16 protein-coding genes are annotated in these 19,078 nt (G+C 58.8%); 5 read left to right on the top strand and 11 right to left on the bottom strand.

Annotation, left to right across the window (positions count from 1 at the left end; genetic code table 11):
- Positions 1-52: 52 nt before the first annotated feature.
- Positions 53-424 (bottom strand): type II toxin-antitoxin system RelE family toxin, encoded by a 372-nt coding sequence (locus ABEB25_RS18780; protein WP_345737972.1) that lies wholly within the window; start codon positions 422-424, stop codon positions 53-55.
- Positions 425-556: 132 nt separating this feature from the next.
- On the opposite strand from ABEB25_RS18780, the gene ABEB25_RS18775 reads away from it, so the two are divergent.
- Positions 557-1,030, top strand: coding sequence for a DUF2059 domain-containing protein (locus ABEB25_RS18775; RefSeq protein ID WP_345737971.1), 474 nt, complete (start codon positions 557-559; stop codon positions 1,028-1,030).
- A gap of 4 nt (positions 1,031-1,034) precedes the next feature.
- Here ABEB25_RS18775 and ABEB25_RS18770 read toward each other — a convergent pair whose 3' ends face one another.
- Positions 1,035-2,213, bottom strand: a complete 1,179-nt coding sequence (locus ABEB25_RS18770; protein ID WP_345737970.1) for a CobW family GTP-binding protein — start codon at positions 2,211-2,213, stop codon at positions 1,035-1,037.
- A 108-nt stretch (positions 2,214-2,321) separates the two neighbouring features.
- On the opposite strand from ABEB25_RS18770, the gene ABEB25_RS18765 reads away from it, so the two are divergent.
- Entirely contained in the window at positions 2,322-4,124 is a 1,803-nt protein-coding gene (locus ABEB25_RS18765; RefSeq protein ID WP_345737969.1) for a M3 family metallopeptidase, read from the top strand.
- A gap of 144 nt (positions 4,125-4,268) precedes the next feature.
- On the opposite strand, the gene ABEB25_RS18760 is transcribed toward ABEB25_RS18765, so the two are convergent.
- From ABEB25_RS18760 to ABEB25_RS18740, 5 genes are all read right to left on the bottom strand, one after another.
- On the bottom strand, positions 4,269-5,399 hold the full coding sequence (locus ABEB25_RS18760) for a hypothetical protein (protein WP_345737968.1): 1,131 nt from the start codon (positions 5,397-5,399) through the stop codon (positions 4,269-4,271).
- A gap of 30 nt (positions 5,400-5,429) precedes the next feature.
- Positions 5,430-6,617 (bottom strand): PQQ-dependent sugar dehydrogenase, encoded by a 1,188-nt coding sequence (locus ABEB25_RS18755; protein ID WP_345737967.1) that lies wholly within the window; start codon positions 6,615-6,617, stop codon positions 5,430-5,432.
- 217 nt (positions 6,618-6,834) lie between these two features.
- Positions 6,835-7,830: an SGNH/GDSL hydrolase family protein gene (locus ABEB25_RS18750; protein WP_345737966.1), complete on the bottom strand. Its 996-nt coding sequence runs from the start codon at positions 7,828-7,830 to the stop codon at positions 6,835-6,837.
- 10 nt (positions 7,831-7,840) lie between these two features.
- Positions 7,841-9,412 carry an MBOAT family O-acyltransferase gene (locus tag ABEB25_RS18745; RefSeq protein WP_345737965.1) on the bottom strand — a complete coding sequence of 524 codons (1,572 nt, stop codon included), beginning with the start codon at positions 9,410-9,412 and terminating at the stop codon, positions 7,841-7,843.
- A 3-nt stretch (positions 9,413-9,415) separates the two neighbouring features.
- The gene (locus ABEB25_RS18740) at positions 9,416-9,904 is read right to left on the bottom strand and encodes a hypothetical protein (protein ID WP_345737964.1); all 489 of its coding nucleotides are present in this window, start codon (positions 9,902-9,904) and stop codon (positions 9,416-9,418) included.
- A gap of 345 nt (positions 9,905-10,249) precedes the next feature.
- Here ABEB25_RS18740 and ychF point away from each other — a divergent pair, with 345 nt between their 5' ends.
- The gene (ychF, locus tag ABEB25_RS18735) at positions 10,250-11,365 is read left to right on the top strand and encodes a redox-regulated ATPase YchF (protein WP_345737963.1); all 1,116 of its coding nucleotides are present in this window, start codon (positions 10,250-10,252) and stop codon (positions 11,363-11,365) included.
- 64 nt (positions 11,366-11,429) lie between these two features.
- On the opposite strand, the gene ABEB25_RS18730 is transcribed toward ychF, so the two are convergent.
- From ABEB25_RS18730 to ABEB25_RS18715, 4 genes are all read right to left on the bottom strand, one after another.
- On the bottom strand, positions 11,430-12,371 hold the full coding sequence (locus tag ABEB25_RS18730; protein WP_345737962.1) for a hypothetical protein: 942 nt from the start codon (positions 12,369-12,371) through the stop codon (positions 11,430-11,432).
- 73 nt (positions 12,372-12,444) lie between these two features.
- Positions 12,445-14,928 carry a heme-binding protein gene (locus ABEB25_RS18725; protein ID WP_345737961.1) on the bottom strand — a complete coding sequence of 828 codons (2,484 nt, stop codon included), beginning with the start codon at positions 14,926-14,928 and terminating at the stop codon, positions 12,445-12,447.
- A 173-nt stretch (positions 14,929-15,101) separates the two neighbouring features.
- Positions 15,102-16,379: an ATP-dependent Clp protease ATP-binding subunit ClpX gene (gene clpX / locus ABEB25_RS18720; RefSeq protein ID WP_345737960.1), complete on the bottom strand. Its 1,278-nt coding sequence runs from the start codon at positions 16,377-16,379 to the stop codon at positions 15,102-15,104.
- A 158-nt stretch (positions 16,380-16,537) separates the two neighbouring features.
- The gene (locus ABEB25_RS18715; RefSeq protein ID WP_345737959.1) at positions 16,538-17,185 is read right to left on the bottom strand and encodes an ATP-dependent Clp protease proteolytic subunit; all 648 of its coding nucleotides are present in this window, start codon (positions 17,183-17,185) and stop codon (positions 16,538-16,540) included.
- A 350-nt stretch (positions 17,186-17,535) separates the two neighbouring features.
- On the opposite strand from ABEB25_RS18715, the gene rpsB reads away from it, so the two are divergent.
- Positions 17,536-18,225, top strand: a complete 690-nt coding sequence (rpsB, locus tag ABEB25_RS18710) for a 30S ribosomal protein S2 (RefSeq protein WP_184209746.1) — start codon at positions 17,536-17,538, stop codon at positions 18,223-18,225.
- Positions 18,226-18,255: 30 nt separating this feature from the next.
- Positions 18,256-18,861: a translation elongation factor Ts gene (tsf, locus tag ABEB25_RS18705; RefSeq protein ID WP_345737958.1), complete on the top strand. Its 606-nt coding sequence runs from the start codon at positions 18,256-18,258 to the stop codon at positions 18,859-18,861.
- The last annotated feature ends 217 nt before the right edge of the window (positions 18,862-19,078 follow it).

The following is a 19,078-nucleotide window of genomic DNA, read 5'->3' as shown; positions in this document are numbered from 1 at the left end:
GCTAAGAGGACGCTGCGGAAAGAGTCAATCCTCCTTGCTCAGGGGCTCTGCTTCAGACGGTCTTCAGGGTTTTGGCCCCTTCGTCAATGAGCTGCCAAAAATGCTTGGATTTGCTCAGCGCTTCATCTTCGCCGCCACCGGGCAAGTTGCTGCGGTAGAGGAAATCGGCCAAGGTGTTTTTGTGCAGCACCCGGTGAATGCGGACGTCGCCATCATTCACCGCAAAGTAGATGCGGTGGTCGCCCGCACGGCAGCGATACAGTTTCTTGGCTGCGCGCTCCAGCACGCCAAACTTTTTGGCGAGAATGTTTTCGTCCAGGTCACTGGACTGAATATTCAGGGCCTCCAGGATGTGAAACTGGATTTGCGTTGGCAGCCTGGACAGCTCGGCCGCACTGATGTCATTGAAAACGATCTGGAGCATGAATCATCCTAAAGGTCAAAAGCGCGACTTCAAAGGCAAAATCTGCCGTCGGAATTTCGGTTAAAATCGTTTTGGGCTGCCCTTTTGGGATTGCCAACGTCATGACAAACCGCTTGGCTCGGATTTCTGCTTATGAAAAAACTTATCTCCTGCGCATTCCTGGCCATCGCTTTTTTGACTCCCGCCCTCGCGGTGGAACCCGAGCATCAGGCTGCCATTGAAAAAATGTTCAAGCTCATGCACCAGCAGGAGCAGTATGAAACCTCCATGACGGCCGGCTTCGAATCCGCCTTGGGTGGTGCGGTGGATCAGATGCCCGAAGAGCAGAAGGCGAAGTTCAAAGTCGCCATCGAGCGCGTCAAAGAATTCATGAAGGCCGAAATCGGCTGGGACAAGATGAAGGGTGAACTGGTGGAGCTTTATGCCCAGAACCTCACGCTGGCCGAAATCAACGCCGTGCTGCCGCTGCTGGAAAAGCCCGAGTTTCAGACCGTCGTCGTCAAGCAGCTCAAAGTGCTCCCTGAGGCCGCCAAAATGGGGGCCACCAAAGCGCAGGCATTGCAGCCTAAGATCATGCAGATCATTCAGGAAGAGATGACCAAATAAGGTCTCAAGGAATGGGCCTCAAAATTTGGGGCCAGGGGTCTTCAAAGGTGCCGCCACGCTGCCAGTGGCGCACCTCAGGCTCAGTGCAAAGGCATTGCCGAAGCCCGTCCATCAAAGCGTTTCGGTCACGGTCTGTCCCGATAACTGTCATTTCATTGAGCCGGTCCCCAAAGCGGGGATCGGCTTTTTTGAGCTGCAATTGCAGATGCGCGATCTCCTCCGGCAGCAGCTTGCCGAGCGGATCCTTAACCAGAGCCGCCTTCCAATAGGCCAGCAATTCCAGCCCCATGCTGCCCGCTGCCTGGTTCCAGAGAAGCACCTGCTCATCCCGCGAGGCGAGCCAGATGAACCCCTTGCTGCGGTGCACCCCCTGGCCTAACTGAAGGTGAAACAAGTCCCACAGCCTCTGCGGATGAAACGGGCGTGGATCTGTCAGTTCGGCGCTACCGATGCCGTAGGAACTGGATTCACCCAAAGCCTCCTGGCCGATACTGCCCATCCCTGCCAGTGCCAAGCGACAAACCTCATCCACTTTGCAACACGGCCCTTCCAGCAAAAGTGCGGGCGAGATATCTCCATGAGTGACAGGATGAATGGCCGCCAGCGGATTCAGCCTCTTTAGGCATTCCATCATCCCGGGCAAAGCTTCAGGAGGTGTGCGGTCTGTTTTAGTCAGCAGCAGAAGGTTGGAACACTGAATCTGCTCCGCCATCAGATTGGCCTCTGTGCGTCTGCCTATCTCTTTATTGTGAATAAGGCTTTGATGGAGCAGCACCCCGCCATCTTGATCTTCGGCAAAGGCTCTGGCATCGATCAGGGTGACTACGCAGCCCATTGTGTAAGTGGAGCGATGATTGATTTCTTCAATCAAGGGCCAGGGATGCGAACTGCCCGAAGTCTCCACGAGGATGTGGTCCAGATCCCTGCGTGGAGACCAATCATCGAGCACCCGTGCAAAGGCCTGCCTCTGGCTGCCACTGATGGAGCCTGCCGCGAGGCTGATGAAGTTACCAGTGGATTCCGAAAGGCGTTGTCCGCTGCGGACGAGGTCGCCATCCACATCCAGAGAGCTCATGTCGTTGACGATGACACCCAGCCGCTGACCCCTGCATTGACGCAAAAGGCGACGTAGAAGAGTGGTCTTGCCAGAGCCGAGAAATCCGGAAATGAGAGTGACGCGCATGTGCTTATAATGCAAATAAATTGCATTATAAGGTTTGGCAAATGCTATCCTGAGCCAGGTCCGCTTCCAGCCTGCTGGACAAGGTATTGAAATGCGCTAACAGGCCTCATGTCTTCGTCATCACCCGTCACGCCGGATCGCTGGTCTCTGGAATCTTGGTTTTCCGCTTTCGCAGCCCCTGATTACGTTGAGTTCAAATCGGCCTTGGTGAGGGACATCGAAGGTCTGAAGCAGCAGGCCACCATCGTTGGCGGCGATGTGCCAGCGCTCGCCCAGGTCCTTGTGGCCTATGAAAGCCTGGGAGATCGCCTGGGCCACCTTTCGGCCTATCTTGGGTGTCTGTCGGCCGATGATGCCAGCCATGAGGCCGTGAAGGCGGATGAAGCGTGGATTTCCACCTTGGAAGCCGAAAACATCAAGCTGCGCGCTGCATTGCAGTCTGCTTTGGCGGCCTTGAGCTATTCGGATTTCGACCGTCTGCTGACCGATGCTTCTCTCGCGGGGGCCAGCCATGCTGTGCGGCGCATGCGGGAGGAAGGGCGGCAGCAGATGCCGGGCGACCTGGAATCCCTGGCGGCTGATCTTAATGTCAACGGTCTCCATGCTTGGGGGCGTCTTTATGACACGCTGACGGGCAAGATGGTCTTCGACATGACTTTTCCTGATGGCCATGTGGAATCTGTGCCCATGGCGCGGAGGCGTGCGCTGATGTCGGATCCAGATCGCCGTCTGCGCGAAGCCTCCTTCCATGCTGGGCAAAAACCATGGTTGGATCATGCGGATACGTTGGCTGCGGGGCTCAATGGCATCGCGGGCACCCGCCTCAGCCTATACGAACGTCGTGGCATCTCGCACTTTCTGGACACTCCGTTGTTCGATGGGGCGATGAGCCGTGCCTCGCTGGATGCGATGCTCGAGGCGATCCATACGCACATCGAACTGCCACGCCGGGCCATCCGGGCAGCGGCTCGTCTGCAAGGAACGCCAGCGCTGCATTACTTTGATTTGGAGGCTCCCCAGGTGAAGGCCCCCGACGAAAAACCGCTGACCTGGGACGATGCCTGCTCCACGGTGGAGCGTGCTTTCAGCACCGCCTATCCTGCCCTGGGCCAGTACTTTCGCGACATGCTGAAGCAGCGCTGGATTGAGGCCCAGCCACGGGCTGGCAAGCGCCCTGGTGCTTTTTGCACGGGTTCTCTGCTGCGCCATGAAGAGCGTGTTTACATGACCTGGCATGGCACGGTGCATGACATGGTTACGCTGGCCCATGAGGCCGGCCATGCTTGGCACTCTTGTGTCCTGCGCCCGGCCCGTTCCTTCGCCGCCAGCTACCCAATGACCCTCGCTGAGACGGCCTCCAACTTTGGCGAGATGATCCTCCTGGATGGTCTCATGAGCGACCCTGGCCTGACCCCGGCGACCAAGGCCTACCTGCTGGATCAGGAAATGCTTCGCGCCCACGCTTACCTCGTGAACATCCCCATGCGCTACGAGTTTGAGAAGGCGTTCTACTCGGAGCGTGCCGCCTGGGAAATCTCCGTCACCCGCCTTGGCGAACTCATGGATCAGGCGCAGGCCAAGCTTTATGGCGACACCCTGCTGCCTGGTGGAACCGATCCGCTGTTTTGGGCCTCGAAGATGCACTTCTTCATCACGGGCGTGTCATTTTATAACTTCCCGTATGTGTTTGGCTACCTGCTCAGTCAGGCGCTTTTTGCCCGCTTCAAGGCTGAGGGGGCGAGCTTTCTTCCACGTTATGAGGCTTTCCTCGCAGCGACAGGCAGTGCCACCTGCGAAGAAGTCGCCCGCCAGACCCTGGGGGCCGATCTGACCTCGCCAGAGTTTTGGGCGACGGCTTTGCAGGCCATCACCCCGACCCTGGAGGCCTACGAGAAGCTGCCCCGCGCCTGAGCAAGGATCCGGGCTCACAGACTGGCAAGATGTCGCCTTGTTCAACCCTGCTGAGAGCGATCCTCCGAGCCCAGTCGCCCAAAACAAAAAAGCTGCATCCAACCAAAGGCGGTGGATGCAGCTCTTGAAATGCTCAGCCTAATTTTACTTTCTCTCGAAGTAAGGAATTCCCAGGCGCTTCGCCACCCGCAGAGGGCGGCGCATAGCCTCCTCCATCCGGAGGGCTTCATCAGGGCCGCGCACATCTTTGCAATCGGGATGTGACTCCGGGGCTGCGATGAGGCCGAGATGATGGAGGACGTGGGCGGTGCTGTGTTTGTAGGGGGCAGCACTCATCCGGTCATCCAGGCGGAAGACGAGGTCTTCAAAGGACTGGAAGGCCTCAAACAGCTTGTACACATTGGTGTCAAAGCGGCCGGTACCGGTCTTGAATTTCTTGTCCGTCACGCTGTCGAGCAACCACATGTCACGTGCAGCGGCGATGAGCGGGCAGGCGCTGACGCCGGCCCCGATGAGCAGGGGCAAGCCCAGGCGGATGGCCGTGGGGATGCCGTAGTCGTCGCCACTGTGGGGGGCAAAGGGCAGCTTCAGGTCCTTGCACATGGCCGCCCAGTAAAGGAAGTGCGGTTCATCCAGCGTGCTGATTTTTCCGCCAACATATTTTGGGTGATTGGCGATCTCATGCAGCAGCCATGGCTCATACGGGCTGGCCCAGGAGACAAAGGAGGGCTCCAGTGCGTGGGCGATGGCTGGGTGCGTGATGTGCTCCGCAATCTCAAAGTAGGCATCGCGGCGGGCCTCCGGTGCCAGCAGATTCAGCAGGCGGGAGGTCATGATCATCATCTCGCCATTGTCGTGGCTTTGGGCGATGTCCAGCAGCGGCCAGTAGCGCTCCGCTTTGAACACCTCATCCTTTTCCGCTCCGCGTGCGGTGATGCCGGCGATGAACTTTTGGTTGGGGAATTCTGCGCGGAACCGCTTTAGAACCTCGGCATACAGCTCGTTGCTGAGGTCAAAGATGTAACCGGTGTCTGCATTCAGAACGAAGACCATCTCCACGCCATAATAATCGCCGCACTGCTGCATCCAGCGCACGCTTTTGGAAAAGCCTTCCCAGTCCGGCTGGCGATCCTTGAACGGCAATAGGGTGGCCACGCAGAGGCGGGCCTTGGTGGTATGATCCACCAGGGATTCTTCGGGCGTGTAGGCCCAGACGGTGTCGTGCCAGGGGGTGGTGGGCTTGAGGTCGGCGGGATTGGAGATCAGCTCGCGCATGGGGAAAAAGTCAGGGGGCAAAAGGGGCAGTTACTTGCTCAGGCGGTAGATCGCACCGTTCCAGTCGAGCACCAGCATTTCGCCTTCAGCATCGGCAGAGAAGGCGGTGGGCTTGACGAGAACGCTCGGCTTTTTCTTCGGATTGTCGGCTGGTGTCTGCGGGCTGGTGTAGAGCAGGGTGTTGCTTTCCACCTTGCCTGCGTCGTCGGTCTTGAGGCCCCAGATTTTGCCAATGACAAAATCGCCATAGACGTAGCTGCCTGTGAGTTCAGGCAGAGCTTTGCCAGTGTAAACAATGCCGCCGGTGATGCTGAGACCTTCGCCGTGGTTGTATTCAAAGATAGGGTCAATGAGTTTGGCCTCGGCAGCCGGGGCGTCCTGGCGCAGGGGGAACGGGCGGGAACCTTCGCGGAAGCTCCAGCCGTAGTTGCCACCTTTGGTGATCCAGTTGATCTCTTCCCACAGGTCCTGGCCCACATCGGCCAGCCACAGGCGGTCCTTGGCATCGAAGTACATGCCCCAAGGGTTGCGGATACCATAGGCATAGACTTGAGGCTGGGCATTGACGCCGTCTGCAAAAGGATTGTCGGCAGGGATACCGTAAGCGTTGTGGAACTCGCGGCTGTTCACGTCAATGCGCAGCACTTTGCCCACCAGCACGGCGTTTAGCTGGGCCATGCGCTGCTCGTCATTGCGCTTGGAGGTATCGCCCACACCGATGTAGAGGTAGCCATCGGGACCAAAGAGGATGTTGCCGCCGTGGTGGTTCCAGTTGATGAGCGGGATCTCCAGCAGCACGCGTTCGCTTGCAGGATCGGCCTTATCTGCATCTGCGCTGACCTTCATTTCGCTGACGACGAGGCGCTTCGGCTTCTGCTGGGTGTAGCAGAGGTAAAACAGACCGTTGTCCTTATACTTCGGGTGAAAGGCCAGGCCGTTGAGACCTTCTTCAAACTTGCCGTTATCCGCCTCCATGCCGCGTGTGCTCAGGTCCAGGAAGGTCTTGGCTTCGCTGGCCTGCTCGTCCTTGGGGAGGATCAGGATCTGACCACGCTGAAGGGCCAGAAACTCGCGCTGGCTGCCATCCGGCGGGATGATGACGGCGATGGGAAATTTCGTCTCCAGCTTCTCATAGATGCGGGTGAGCTTGACGGTATCTGCCGCGCAGAGGCTGCTGGCAGCCAAAAGGCCGGTGGTGAGAAGGGTGGCGAGTTTCATGCGATGGAGATTGATACAGGAGTCGATCTTTGGGAAAAGACAAAACGTCAGGGAGAAGCGGGATTTGTAGAAAACTGCCAGGCGGTGTAAAATTGGAAGAATCTTCAGCTTTTCGCCCATTTGAAAGGCTCTGAACGAGAGACATTCGCGGCTGTTGTGGACATTCTTTGGCATGCCTTTTGGTTAGGCGCGACAGGGCAACTTTCTTCCGGGTATGCTACTGCGCGGAGGCCGGCAGCCACCCCTTTTCCTTCAAGATCGGTACGATGCCCTGGGCGATGAGGGTGTGGCCTTCGGGGCGGACGTGGCTGGAGTCGGAGTAGAGAGTGGAAATTTGTTCGGGAGTGAAGACGGACTTCATCGGCAGCTTCGCGACGGTGGGGCCGAGGAGGCGGGTGGTCCAGACATCCACGGCGCTGTCATCGAGGAGATAGCTGCCATCGGCGGCCTTCTTGCGGGTGGCCTGGGTCACCAGCAGGACGTGGATGCCTGCGGCCTGCAGACGCTGCACGCCCTGGGCGGTCACGCTTTCCACTTGGGCTTGCCAGGCCTTTTGGGTGGCCTCATCGGCTGAGGCTCGCAGTTCCGCATCAGCATCACCGGTGCCGCCGCCCTGGTTGCGCACGGCCAGGGGCAGCCACTGCCAGTAAAGCTTTTCCGTCTTCATTTCATAAAACTGCCGCAGCACTAGGGATCGCATGAGCCAGTTCTTCGGGTGCGGACTGTTGAAGTCCGTGCGGCGGCGCCACTCGCGTTCGTCTTCGTATTCATTGGTGGCCCCCACGTGCAGGATCACGAGATCCGGCTGGTAGTTCATGACTTGCTGCAGGACCAGGTCCTTGCGGCGCGAGCCGAAGCCGGGGAGAGCGAGGTTGAAGCACTCGGCCTGGATGCCTTGCGCACGCAGTTCCTTTTCAAGCTGGCCCGTGTAGGAGAGTTCCACGCTTTTGCCACGTGCCACGGAATCGCCAATGACCATGACCCGATACTTGCCGTTAGGCCGCGTCTTCGGGAAAGACTGCGGGAAAAAACGACGGCCACCGCTGCGCTGCAGCTCCACCTGGCCGTCGTCGGTTTCGTAAAAGCCGGCGGTGGGATGGTAGCCGTAGTCGAAGCGGCCCTCCATCGTTTTCACAAAGCAGAAACGCGTGACCAGTTCTGCCCCGATGAGGATCGTGACGAACAGGAGAAAGCTGCGGGTAAAGGCGCGCATCGTTTGACGGTTAGAACTGGAAGTAGATGAACTCCTGCTCGGAAGCGACGGAGCTGACGAAGGCGACAAAGAGGAGGAAAAAGACGGCCCCGCGAGCGATCCAGGGCAGGCGGCCCAGTTCAGCTTCATCGCGGGGTTTTAGCGTGGCCAGTTGCAGGAGGATGAGCGGCACGATGTGCAGCAGCAGCCAGAGGGCTGGTTTGGTCCAGTCCTCTCCTGGGGTCCAGATCGTCAGGGCGTGCAGCCACACGCCGAGCTGGCCCATGGTCTGCGCGCGGAAGATGGCCCAGCCGAAAAGTGTGAGTGTGAACATGAGGGCGACGGCCAGGACATGACGCGGGCCGGAGGTGGACTTTTCCAGGCGGCCCAGGAATGGCACCACACGATAAGCTGTCTGCATGGCGGCGTGGTAGGCACCCCACAGGACAAAGGTCCAGCTCGCCCCATGCCAGAGACCCGCGAGCAGCATGGTGATCCACAGGTTGATGATCGTGCGCGCCAGACCGGCGCGGTTTCCTCCCAGGGGGATGTACACGTAGTCGCGGAACCAACTGGAAAGCGTGATGTGCCACCTTTGCCAAAAGTCCGAGGGCCCCGTGGCCAAATAGGGAAAGCGGAAGTTCATGCTCAGGTGAATGCCCAGCAGCCGGGCAGAGCCACGTGCGAGATCCGTGTAGCCTGAAAAGTCCCCGTAAATCTGAAAGGCAAAGGCCACGATGCCCAGCAGGGCCCAGGGCGCATTCGGGGTGGCCCCAGGATTGAAGACGTAGTTCGCCACCAGGGCGCAATTGTCGGCGACGAAGATTTTCTTGAAGGCCCCCACCAGCAGCAGGCGCAGCCCGGCGTGTAGGTGCTCCCATTCCCACACGGCCGCTTTGGTAAACTGCGGCATGAAGATGGCGGGGCGCTCGATGGGGCCGGCGACGAGCTGCGGGAAGAAGGCGAGGTAAGCGGAAAAGGTGAGCAGATCCGGCGCAGGCTGCACTTTCCCTTGGTACACATCCACGGCGTAAGCCACGGACTGGAAGGTGTAAAAGGAGATGGCCACCGGCAGGATGATGTGTGGCAGCGTCCAGCCTGGATCCATGCCTGCCGCACCCAGGAGAGCGACGAGGCTGTCGGCAAAGAAGCCGAAATACTTGAAGAAACCCAGCACCGCCAGGTTCGTCAGAATGCTCAGCCACAGGAAACCCCGGCGGCGGGCCGCCTCATCCCGTGTCCAGAGCCATTCATGGATGGGTACAAAAAGGACTGGGTAGGCTGCCGCCACCATGAGGCTGGCGGGGCTGATGCTGACGTACTCCTTGCCGAAGAAAGCGCAGCCGCCCAGCCAAAGCAGGGGGGCGAGCGTGGTGAAGAGGATCTTCCCACGACCCTCCCGCATGCCGACCAGCGACCGTGCGCAGAAAAAATCAATGCCCGTGGAGGCCATGAGCAGCGCCAGAAAGCGCAGGTCCCACATGCCATAAAAGAAGTAGCTGGCCACCAGCAGCAGGGCCATGCGCCCCAGCCGGGGCAGCGGCCAGTACAGCAGCACCACCAGGGGAAGGAAAAGGGCGTATTGCCAGGACGTGAAGGTCATGTGTCAGCAGCATTCCGCTGCACACGATGTCCAGTTCGCGATCATCGGCCCTGCATTCACGATCAGGGACAGCGTAGGAAACACAGGCTGGGCAGCGGGCTGCGGATAGAGATCATGAGCCTCCACCACGCACAAGTCAAAGACATGATCCGCCTGAATACCTACTTCCGTGCTGCTGTTCAGCGTGCGGCGGAAGCGCTCTGCCCCATCGTGGTCTCGCTGGATCAGGCGTCGTTGCCTTTCTTCTTCGGGAAGCTGTAGGCGCAGCACGACATCGCACTGGGCTACCCGCAGTTCCGGTTTGCAATTCACATAGACCACCAGCTTCTTTTTCTGGACGTAGGGGTGGAAAGGCAACAGGTCGTCGCGTTCCCGGGTCTTGCTTTTGATGCGCCGAGTGAAGATGCCCAACAAAGGTACCGCCAGCACGCCATCATCAATAACTGCGATCTTTCGTGGAGAGATTCCTGGCAGCCCTTTCTTTCGGATCAATTTTCCCAAAGTCGATTTCCCAGAACCTGACTTTCCAGTTACGCATAGCAGCACTTGGCCCTTCGTTCTTAAAAGGTTTTGCACGGTATCACGCAAGGTCTGTTGCCAGACCAGGGGCGTAAGTACAGTGTGCGTGGGCATCGTAAAAAAGCGTTACACTTTAATTGTTACAAATTAGAAGCAAAGGAAAAGAGAGCAAGTCTCAATAGCGGGAGATTTGCACGGAGGAATCGAGTGATAGTCAGGGGATACAAAATTTGGTTTTCAGCCTGCAATGTCCCGTCACCCATTTCTCACCACTTTTCGTTCGCACGCGGGGTTTAGACCGCTATCCTCAGCGCCCTTATGCTCCAAGCTGGAATCGTCGGCCTGCCCAACGTAGGCAAATCCACCCTCTTCAACGCTGTCACCCGCACCCGCAAGGCGGAGGCTGCGAACTATCCCTTCTGCACCATCGAGCCCAACCAGGGCGTCGTCGTCGTGCCGGATGAGCGCCTTGCGGTGCTTTCTAAACTCAGCGGCTCCCAGAAACTGGTGCCTGCGGCCATCGAGTTTGTGGACATCGCTGGCCTCGTCAAAGGTGCCAGCCAGGGCGAAGGCCTGGGCAACAAATTCCTCAGCCACATCCGCGAAGTGGACGCCATCGTCCACGTCGTCCGCTGCTTTGAAAGCGGCGACATCACCCACGTGGACGGCAGCGTGGACCCCATCCGCGACATCGAGGTCATCAATACCGAGCTCATCCTGGCCGACATGGACAGCGTCTCCAAGCGCAAGTCCCGCACCGATAAAGACGCCAAGCGCGGCATCAAAGAAGCGCAGGCCGAACACGCCCTTTGCGAAAAGCTGCTGCCTCACCTGGATGCCATGAAGCCCGCCGTGACGCTGGAGCTGAACGACGAAGAAAAGAAACTTCTCAAAAGCTTCTTCCTCCTCAGCGGCAAGCCCTGCATTTACGCCTGCAACGTCTCCGAAGAAGAGCTGGCCGAAGCCTCCAAAAACCCTGATAAACACCCCCAGGTGGCCAAAGTGCGCGAATATGTGAAGCACGCCCACGCCGCCAGCGCCACCGTCGTCAGCGCCGCCATCGAGAGCGAGCTGGGCGAACTGCCTGAAGACGAAGCCAAAGCCTACCTCGCCGACCTCGGTGTGGAAGACAGCGGCGTGAACCTCCTCATCAAGAGTGTCTATTCCCTCCTGGGTCTGCAGACCTACCTCACCACTGGTGAGAAAGAAACCCGCGCCTGGACCATCACCAAAGGCATGAAGGCCCCCCAGGCCGCTGGCGTCATCCATGGTGATTTCGAGCGCGGCTTCATCGCTGCCCAGATCGTCCACTTTGACGACCTCACCACCCTCGGTTCCGAAGCGAAAGCCCGTGAGGCTGGCAAGCTGCGCATCGAAGGCAAAGAATACGTCATGCGCGACGGCGACGTCGTCGAATGGCGTTTCAACGTCTGAGTAACTTGACCCTTTCTAAAGTGAGGCCTTTCGCGGGGCCTCACTTTTTTATGCCCACAAGGCTCTATTTCACATAGGCTTTCAGCTTCGCATCCACGGCTTTGGTCAGCAGGGAGGTAGCCACGCCGGTGCTCTGGCGCTCTGTTTGAGCTTTGATATCCAGCGGCTTTTCCGCCATCTGGACGACCATGCGGGTGAGTTCACGCCCCGTGCGCCGGTCCTGCACGGTCAGCTCGACGGTGACATTGGAGTAGGTCACATAAGTTCCCTGGGCGCGCAGCACGGCGCAGCGGACGACATAGCCCTGCTGTTTCGGGGCTTCACTCACCAGAGTCTGAAGGCCCAGCTTTTCAAAACTGCTGCGGACGCTGTTGGCGATGCTTTTTGCTACCTGAGGTTTCAGGTGGCCAATGGCGGGTGAAGCATCGGGCACGATGACTTCCACCAGCCTGGAGCGATCCAAGGCTACGGGGGCGACGGGCACCGCTGTGCCGCTTACCTGCAGGATGCGTGTTTGCACCGTCTCCGTTTGGGGTACAGCAGGAGTGCTGGCGGTGGTGGCCGCTGGAGCGGGTTCATCATCCTTCGTCGCCAGATCCACCAATTCCACAATGAGCGCGATGGAGCCGATGATCAGGGCCGCCTCGCCAAAGCTGGCTCCGCTGGAGCCCACGGGGCCGTAGAACATAGGCACAATGGAAGAGGAGGCTGAGCCCGATCCGGCAACTGGCTTGGTCCGAGTAACCTGCTTTTTATCCAGGGCGTACTGGTAGCGGTAGGGCCTGCCGCCCATCTTTTGTTCGGCCACCGTGTGGAAGGTCTCGACCGCCGCTGTCGGATTCACAAGGAAGGTGCCTTCCATCTGAATTTGGACTCCGCCATCGCTTGTCGGTGTCACCGTTTTCTTCACCAGCGCCCGGTCCAGAGCCGTCATCCGGACGGACGACTGGCAGGAAACGAGGGCCAAGATGGAGATGCAGGCGGTGAGGGTACGGAGGGGTTTCATGAAGTCATCAGAGCAAGCAGAGCCCAAGACTCTGTCAAGGCATGTCTGGAAAGCGCCGCAGCAAGTTGGTGCGTTACTTCGTCCGGAAATACGGATGCTTGGGGTCCCCCTTGCTGAGCAGGTAGGCGAGGAGGTCGAGGATGTCGTCCTCCTTCAGCATGTTCACGAGTCCAGGGGGCATCATGGAGATCTTGCTTGGCTCGATGCTGGCGATGTCACCGCGTTTCAGGTTCTGGATGGCATTTGGGTCCAGCATGTTCACGTTCACCATCAGGGTGTCTTCCTTCAGGTTCATGATGCGGCCCACGACGAGGCTGCCGTTCTTCATTTTGAAGTCCATGCTGCCGTATTGATCGCTGATCTCCTTGCTGGGTTCGATGATGGACTCCAGCAGGTCCTTGGGACCGAACTTGCCGCTGACGCTGGTGAGATCGGGGCCGATAGCTCCGCCTTCGAAGTTGAAGCGGTGGCAGGCGTAGCAGCCCACGGCCCCAAAGCTGTTGCGGCCGTTTTCAAAATTGCGCCCGCCTTCCAGCCCCACGTTCATGACTTTCTCCAGATCGGCCACGGTCCAGTTTTTGATAAAGCTCAGGGGCTTGGCGGCAAAGGTGGGCGCTTTGGCTTCGGGCTTGGCCTCCAGGATGGGTTTCAGGGCGGTGATCTCCGCTTCGCTGAGGGCAGCCAGGCTGTCGCGTTTGATGTCCTCAATGAACATGCCAAAGCTGGCCCCGCCGGTGTAGGTGCCGGCGCGCTGGAACCACCTGAAGAACTCCTCACGCAGGGCAGGGGTCCAGCCCGTTTTGGCTAGGCGCAGGCTTTTGGCATAACCGATCTGCTCCTCCTGGGTAGGGCTGCTGTTCACCAGAGGCACGGTCTTGGCCACCACCCCTTCGTCGCCGAGGTAAACGAGCATCTCACACAGGTCCTGGCTAAGGCCGAAGTCTTTGTGGGGAAAGAGAGGGGAAAAGCGGGCGATGGCGTTTTTCTTTTGTTCCATCGTTGGTTGGGCCAGGCGCAGGAAGGCCAGGGTGTAATTGCGCAGCAGGGTGGTTTGGCCCAGGAGGTCCAGGCCTTCGAGAGGGATCTTGTCCAGGGCCGCGATGACGGCCGGCTGGTCTTCGGGGGAGCCATGGCGGATCATGGCCATGAGTGCGGTGAGGGCAGCGCGCGGTTCCTTTTCGCCCAGCGCCTTGTCCTTCCAGGAGGCCACAGGCTGGTGCTCAATGGCGATGCGCGCGGCGTTGCGGATGAGGCGGTCGGTGCTGCCCAGGTGTGGCCATGCTGCCGCGAGGGCCTGTGCATTGGCTTCGCCATGGAAGGCCTCCAGGCTGCGGCGCAGGGCGTGCAGCTTTTTCGCCTCGCCTTCCAGTTTCATAGGGGCGGTGGCGGTGGATTCGCGGCCGGTGTAAGTCACACGATAAAGCGCGGACTGGGTCTTGCGCCCGCCGATGGCAAAGTACATGGCGCCATCCTTGGGATTCACGACCAGATCAGTGAGTGGCAGAGGCTGGGCGCTGATGAACTCCTCGAAATCGGCGGCATAACCCGCGCCGTCAGGGCGCAGATGCACGGCGTACATCTTGCCGTAGCTCCAGTCATTGATGAAAAACGCCTCCTGATACTTGGCTGGGAACTTGGCCCCGTAACCAAATTGCGTCCCCGTGGGAGAACCTGGGCCGATGTCCGTGACCGGCGGTACGCTGTCTTCCCACCGCACAGGCCATTTGGCGGAGCCGTTGCGCCAGCCAAATTCGCTGCCGCTCAGCACCTGGCAAACACGGGTTGGGCGGTACCAGGGCAGGCTCATGTCCCACTCCATGTCGGCATCATAGGTGAAGAGATCGCCTTCATGGTTGAAGGCCGCACCGTATTGGTTGCGAAAGCCGGTGGTGGTGAGCTCCCACTGCTTGCCATCCAGGCTGACCTTGGCCACCCAGCCACGTGGGGCCAGGGCATCCTTCATGAAACCACGGCCATAGATGCGCGGCAGCAAAATGTCCTCCTGCCACACGGCGGGCACGCGGCTCTTGCTGAATTCAGTCAGCGGCGTCTGGTTGCCCACGATGACGTAGATGCTATCGCCATCGGGCCCAGGCACCACGTAGTGGGGGCCGTGCTCGCCCGCGCGTTCGGTGTAGCCGCGCAGCAGTTCGACTTTGTCAAAAGTGTCATCCCCATTGCTGTCGCTGACCTTGTATAAACCACGGCCTTGATACTCATCGCCATTCACCTGGAGATAGATCGCCCCTTTCACAAAAGCCATGCCCTGGGCGGCACCGATGGGCAGATCCATCTTTTCGATTTTCGTCTCCGAAGGGCTGCGGCCCAGCGCTGGCGGGGTGATGCGGTAGAGCGGGCCGTACTGGTCGGAGGCAATCAGGCGGCCTTTGTCATCCAGGCACATGCTTACCCAGGATCCCTGCTCTGCCTTGGGCACGGTGTAGAGCAGTTCGACTCGGAAATCCTTCTTCACTTTGATCTGCTCCACCGGGGTGGCGGCCTCATCAGCCCGCAGGCTGGCAGTCAAAAAGGCAAGGGGCAGGAGGTAACGGATCATGATCAGTTGGGTGGCGGTAAAAGGGCGGGTAACCTTGGTTCGGCAGGTCAACGCTAGCTCAGCCGGCAGGCTTGCATTTGTCGAAGATTCCACTGGCTGTGGCGAGCAAAAAATGGCCACCCAGGAGCTGCAAAAGGGGGGCAGACGACGGCCCCAAGTGACGGCGGGGCGGCTTACGCTGCGTTCCGCTCGATGCGCTTGCGCAGAATCGGTGGGCGTTCGCCCTTCACCACGGCTTCATTGATGGAGACGGAGCGCACATCCATGCGGCTGGGGACATCGTACATCACGTCCAGCATGATGCGCTCGAAGATGCTGCGCAGGCCACGTGCACCGGTGCCGCGTTTGACGGCCTCACGGGCCATGGCTAGGAGGCCCTCTTTATTGATGTTGAGGTCCACCCCGTCCATGTTCATGAGCTTCGCATACTGCTTCAGCAGGGCGTTTTTCGGCTCGGTGAGCACGCGCACGAGTTCTTGTTCGGTCAGGGCCTCCAGGGAGCAGATGACGGGCAGACGGCCAATAAATTCGGGGATGAGTCCGTAGCCGAGTAGGTCTTCCGGCTCCACCACCATCGGGCCTTTTTTCTCCTCTTCGGGCGACAGGGTGGCCATATTGAAGCCGAGTGTCTGTTTGCCCTTGCGGCGTTTGATGATGTCTTCCAGGCCAACAAAAGCGCCACCGCAGATGAACAGGATGTTCTCGGTATTGACCTGAATGTATTCCTGCTGCGGGTGCTTGCGCCCGCCCTGTGGAGGCACGTTGCAAACGGTGCCTTCGATGATCTTCAGGAGTGCCTGCTGCACGCCTTCGCCAGACACATCCCGAGTGATGCTGACGTTGCTGGTCGTGCGACCGATCTTGTCAATCTCATCAATGTAGATGATGCCGATCTCGGCCTTGGCGATGTCATAATCCGCAGACTGAAGCAGGCGCAGGATGATGTTTTCCACATCCTCACCCACATAACCAGCCTCTGTCAGCGTTGTCGCATCCGCGATGCTGAACGGCACGTTCAGAATCTTCGCCAAAGTCTTGGCGAGCAATGTTTTGCCGCAGCCTGTGGGGCCCAGAAGCAGGACGTTGCTCTTTTCCAGTTCCACATCGTCCGGCCCCGGCAGCTTGCGGGCGTTGCCTTCCTTTTTGGCCGCCAGTTGCTGGCTGTGCAGGATGCGCTTGTAGTGGTTGTGCACCGCCACGCTCAACACCTTCTTGGCCTGCGACTGGCCGATGACGTGCTGGTCCAAAATCGCCGCGATGTCTGCCGGTTTCGGCACGGACAGCACCGGCATCGTCTCGGATTCCTGCGCAGCTTCCTTATCGAGGATGGCCTTGCAGACGCCGATGCAGTTGTCGCAAATGTAAACCCCGGGCCCAGCGATCAGTTTGCGCACCTCCGCATGGCTTTTGCCACAGAAGGAGCACAAGGTAACGGTCGAAGCGCGAGGCATAACTCAGTGTCGCATCAATGGGGTGGTGGAGTCAAGCAGGCAAGGAAGGAGAAGACGTGGCCGGAAAAGGTGAAATCCCGGCAAAAAAGCGTCAAAAAAACAGGCCAAGCAGGAGACTAACTCCTCTCTTGACCTGCATCACTGCCTTGGAAGCCGCTTTAGGCTGCCACCGTCGGCAGCTCGCGGTTGCTCTGCAGCACTTTGTCCACCAGGCCGTAGGCCGCAGCTTCTTCAGCGCTCATGTAATTGTCACGGTCCGCATCGCGCTCAATCACCTCAGGGGTCTTGCCACAGTGGTGCGCGAGGATGCGGTTGAGCCGACGCTTCAGTTTGTACATGAAGTCAACCGTGCGCTCCACATCGCTGGCCGTGCCGCGGGCACCGCCGGAAACCTGGTGGATCATGATGTCGCTGTTTGGCAGGGCAAAACGCTTACCCTTGGTGCCGGAGGCCAGCAGCACAGCGCCCATGCTGGCGCAGATACCGATGCAGTAGGTGTTCACGTCGCAGGTGACGAACTGCATCGTGTCATAGATGGCCAGACCGGCTGTCACGGAGCCGCCAGGGCTGTTGATGTAAAAATGGATGTCCTTTTTCGGGTCCTGCATCTGCAGGAAGAGAAACTGGGCGATGATGACGTTCGCCACCTGGTCATTCACATCGCTGCCGAGGAAAATGATGCGATCCTTCAGGAGGCGAGAATAGATGTCGTAGGAGCGCTCCATGCGTCCTTCGCTTTCGATCACGACGGGAACAATGTAATTGCTGGGCGAGATGGAGGTGGGGAAATCTTCGGGGTGGGACATAGTAGTGTTAATCAAAGGGGGGCTGCGCAGCTTGTCAAACAAGGCCGTCGCTTCACCTGCAAACAATACGCACCGTCCGCCGTGGCCAGATGTTGGCAGTTTGGGGACTGCAAAGGTCTCTCTGGGGCCTCTACAAAGCCTGATGCCCGCTTCCGTGACACCCGCGCCACGAAAAAGCACTTGCCGAATTGGCTTCTGCCCCTACTTTTGCGCCCCTTTTCCCAGGCACGGTTGCCCAGGATCAGGGAATTTAACCTCAACTCGCCCCTCTTTCGGATCTGTGCCACCCCGGCATTGAGCGTCTGCTCCCTGAGCAAAACGTGCGGAAGATCGGCCCTTCAAATACCTACATGTCCCAAGCACTCGCAGAACTCGTCGAAGCCGGAGTCCATTTCGGTCACCAAACCAAGCGTTGGAACCCGAAGATGAAGCCTTTCATCCTCGACTCCCGCAACCAGATCCACATCCTCAACATCGAGGAGACCATCAAGCAGATCGACGTCGCCGCTGAGTTCCTTTCCGAACTCGCCCGCAAAAACAAGCGCATCCTTTTCGTCGGTTGCAAACGCCAGGCTCAGGAAGCCATCCGCGAAGCTGCTGAAGCCTGCGGCCAGTTCTACGTGAACCATCGCTGGTTGGGCGGTACCCTCACCAACCTCGAAACCATCCGCAAGAGCGTCGCCCGCCTTGGCTATCTGGAAGAGATCGAGAAGAAGCCTGAGTTCAAACTCATGTCCAAGAAGGAACTCGCCTCCCTGAACCGCGAGCGTATCAAGCTGGAGCGCAACCTTCGTGGCGTGCGCGGCATGGACAAGTTCCCAGACGCCGTCGTCATCGTGGACTCCGCTCGCGAGCACATCGCCGTGCATGAAGCCCGCCGCCTTGGCATCCCGATCGTGGCCCTCGTGGACACCAATGCCGACCCAGACAAAGTGGACTACCCGATCGCCGCTAACGACGACGCCATCCGCTCCATTCGCATCATTCTCCAGAAGCTGATCGACCCGGTCATCACCGCGACTGCTGAGCTGAAGAAGTAATTTTCCTCACCCCCTTCCCCATCCCGACACATGGCTGAAATCTCCGCAAAAGTCGTCATGGCCCTTCGTGAAAAAACGAATGCCGCCATGATGGAATGTAAAGCTGCCCTCAAGGAAGCCGATGGCGACCTGGAAAAGGCCGAAGTCATCCTTCGTAAAAAAGGCACCATCAAGGCTGAAAAGAAGGCCGACCGCCAGACGAAGGAAGGCATCATCGCCTCCTACATCCACATGGCAGGCCGCATCGGCGTCCTCATCGAAGTGAACTGCGAAACCGACTTCGTCGCTCGCAACGAAATCTTCCAGGCCTTCGTCAAGGACATCTCCCTCCACATCGCCGCCGCGAACCCTAAGTTCCTCGGTCGTGAAGAGATCCCTGAGGCTCTCATCGCCAAGGAGCGCGACATCGCTGCTGACCAGATCAAGGGCAAGCCAGCCGAAATCGCCGAAAAAATCATCCAGGGCAAGATCGACAAGATCTTCTCTGACCAGTGCCTCCTGGAGCAGCCGTTCATCAAGAACCCTGACCAGACCATCGGTGACTTTGTGAAGAGCAAAATCTCCGAGCTGGGCGAAAACCTCGTCGTGCGCCGCTTCGTGCGCTTCGCCGTGGGTGAAGACATCGCTACTGCCTAATCTGGCACACAGGTTCCAACCTGAAATACTTTAAGAGAGCGGGATGCAAATCCCGCTCTCTTTTTTTGAGCCTTGAATTTTGAGATGCCAGAGAGGGCAGTTTCTACTGAGGACTCTGAAAGGAGCGTCCTCAGGGATGAAATGCACCTGAGCCTGAGGGCATTTGATCTCGCTTGGTTTGAATGAAATCTCGTATGGTCGTAGCAGCCTTTTTGGG

The organism is Prosthecobacter algae (assembly GCF_039542385.1).
Taxonomy (GTDB): Bacteria; Verrucomicrobiota; Verrucomicrobiia; order Verrucomicrobiales; family Verrucomicrobiaceae; genus Prosthecobacter; species Prosthecobacter algae.
The sequence above is the reverse complement of the archived record's forward strand: the minus strand, read 5'-3'. Positions and strand labels throughout refer to the sequence as shown.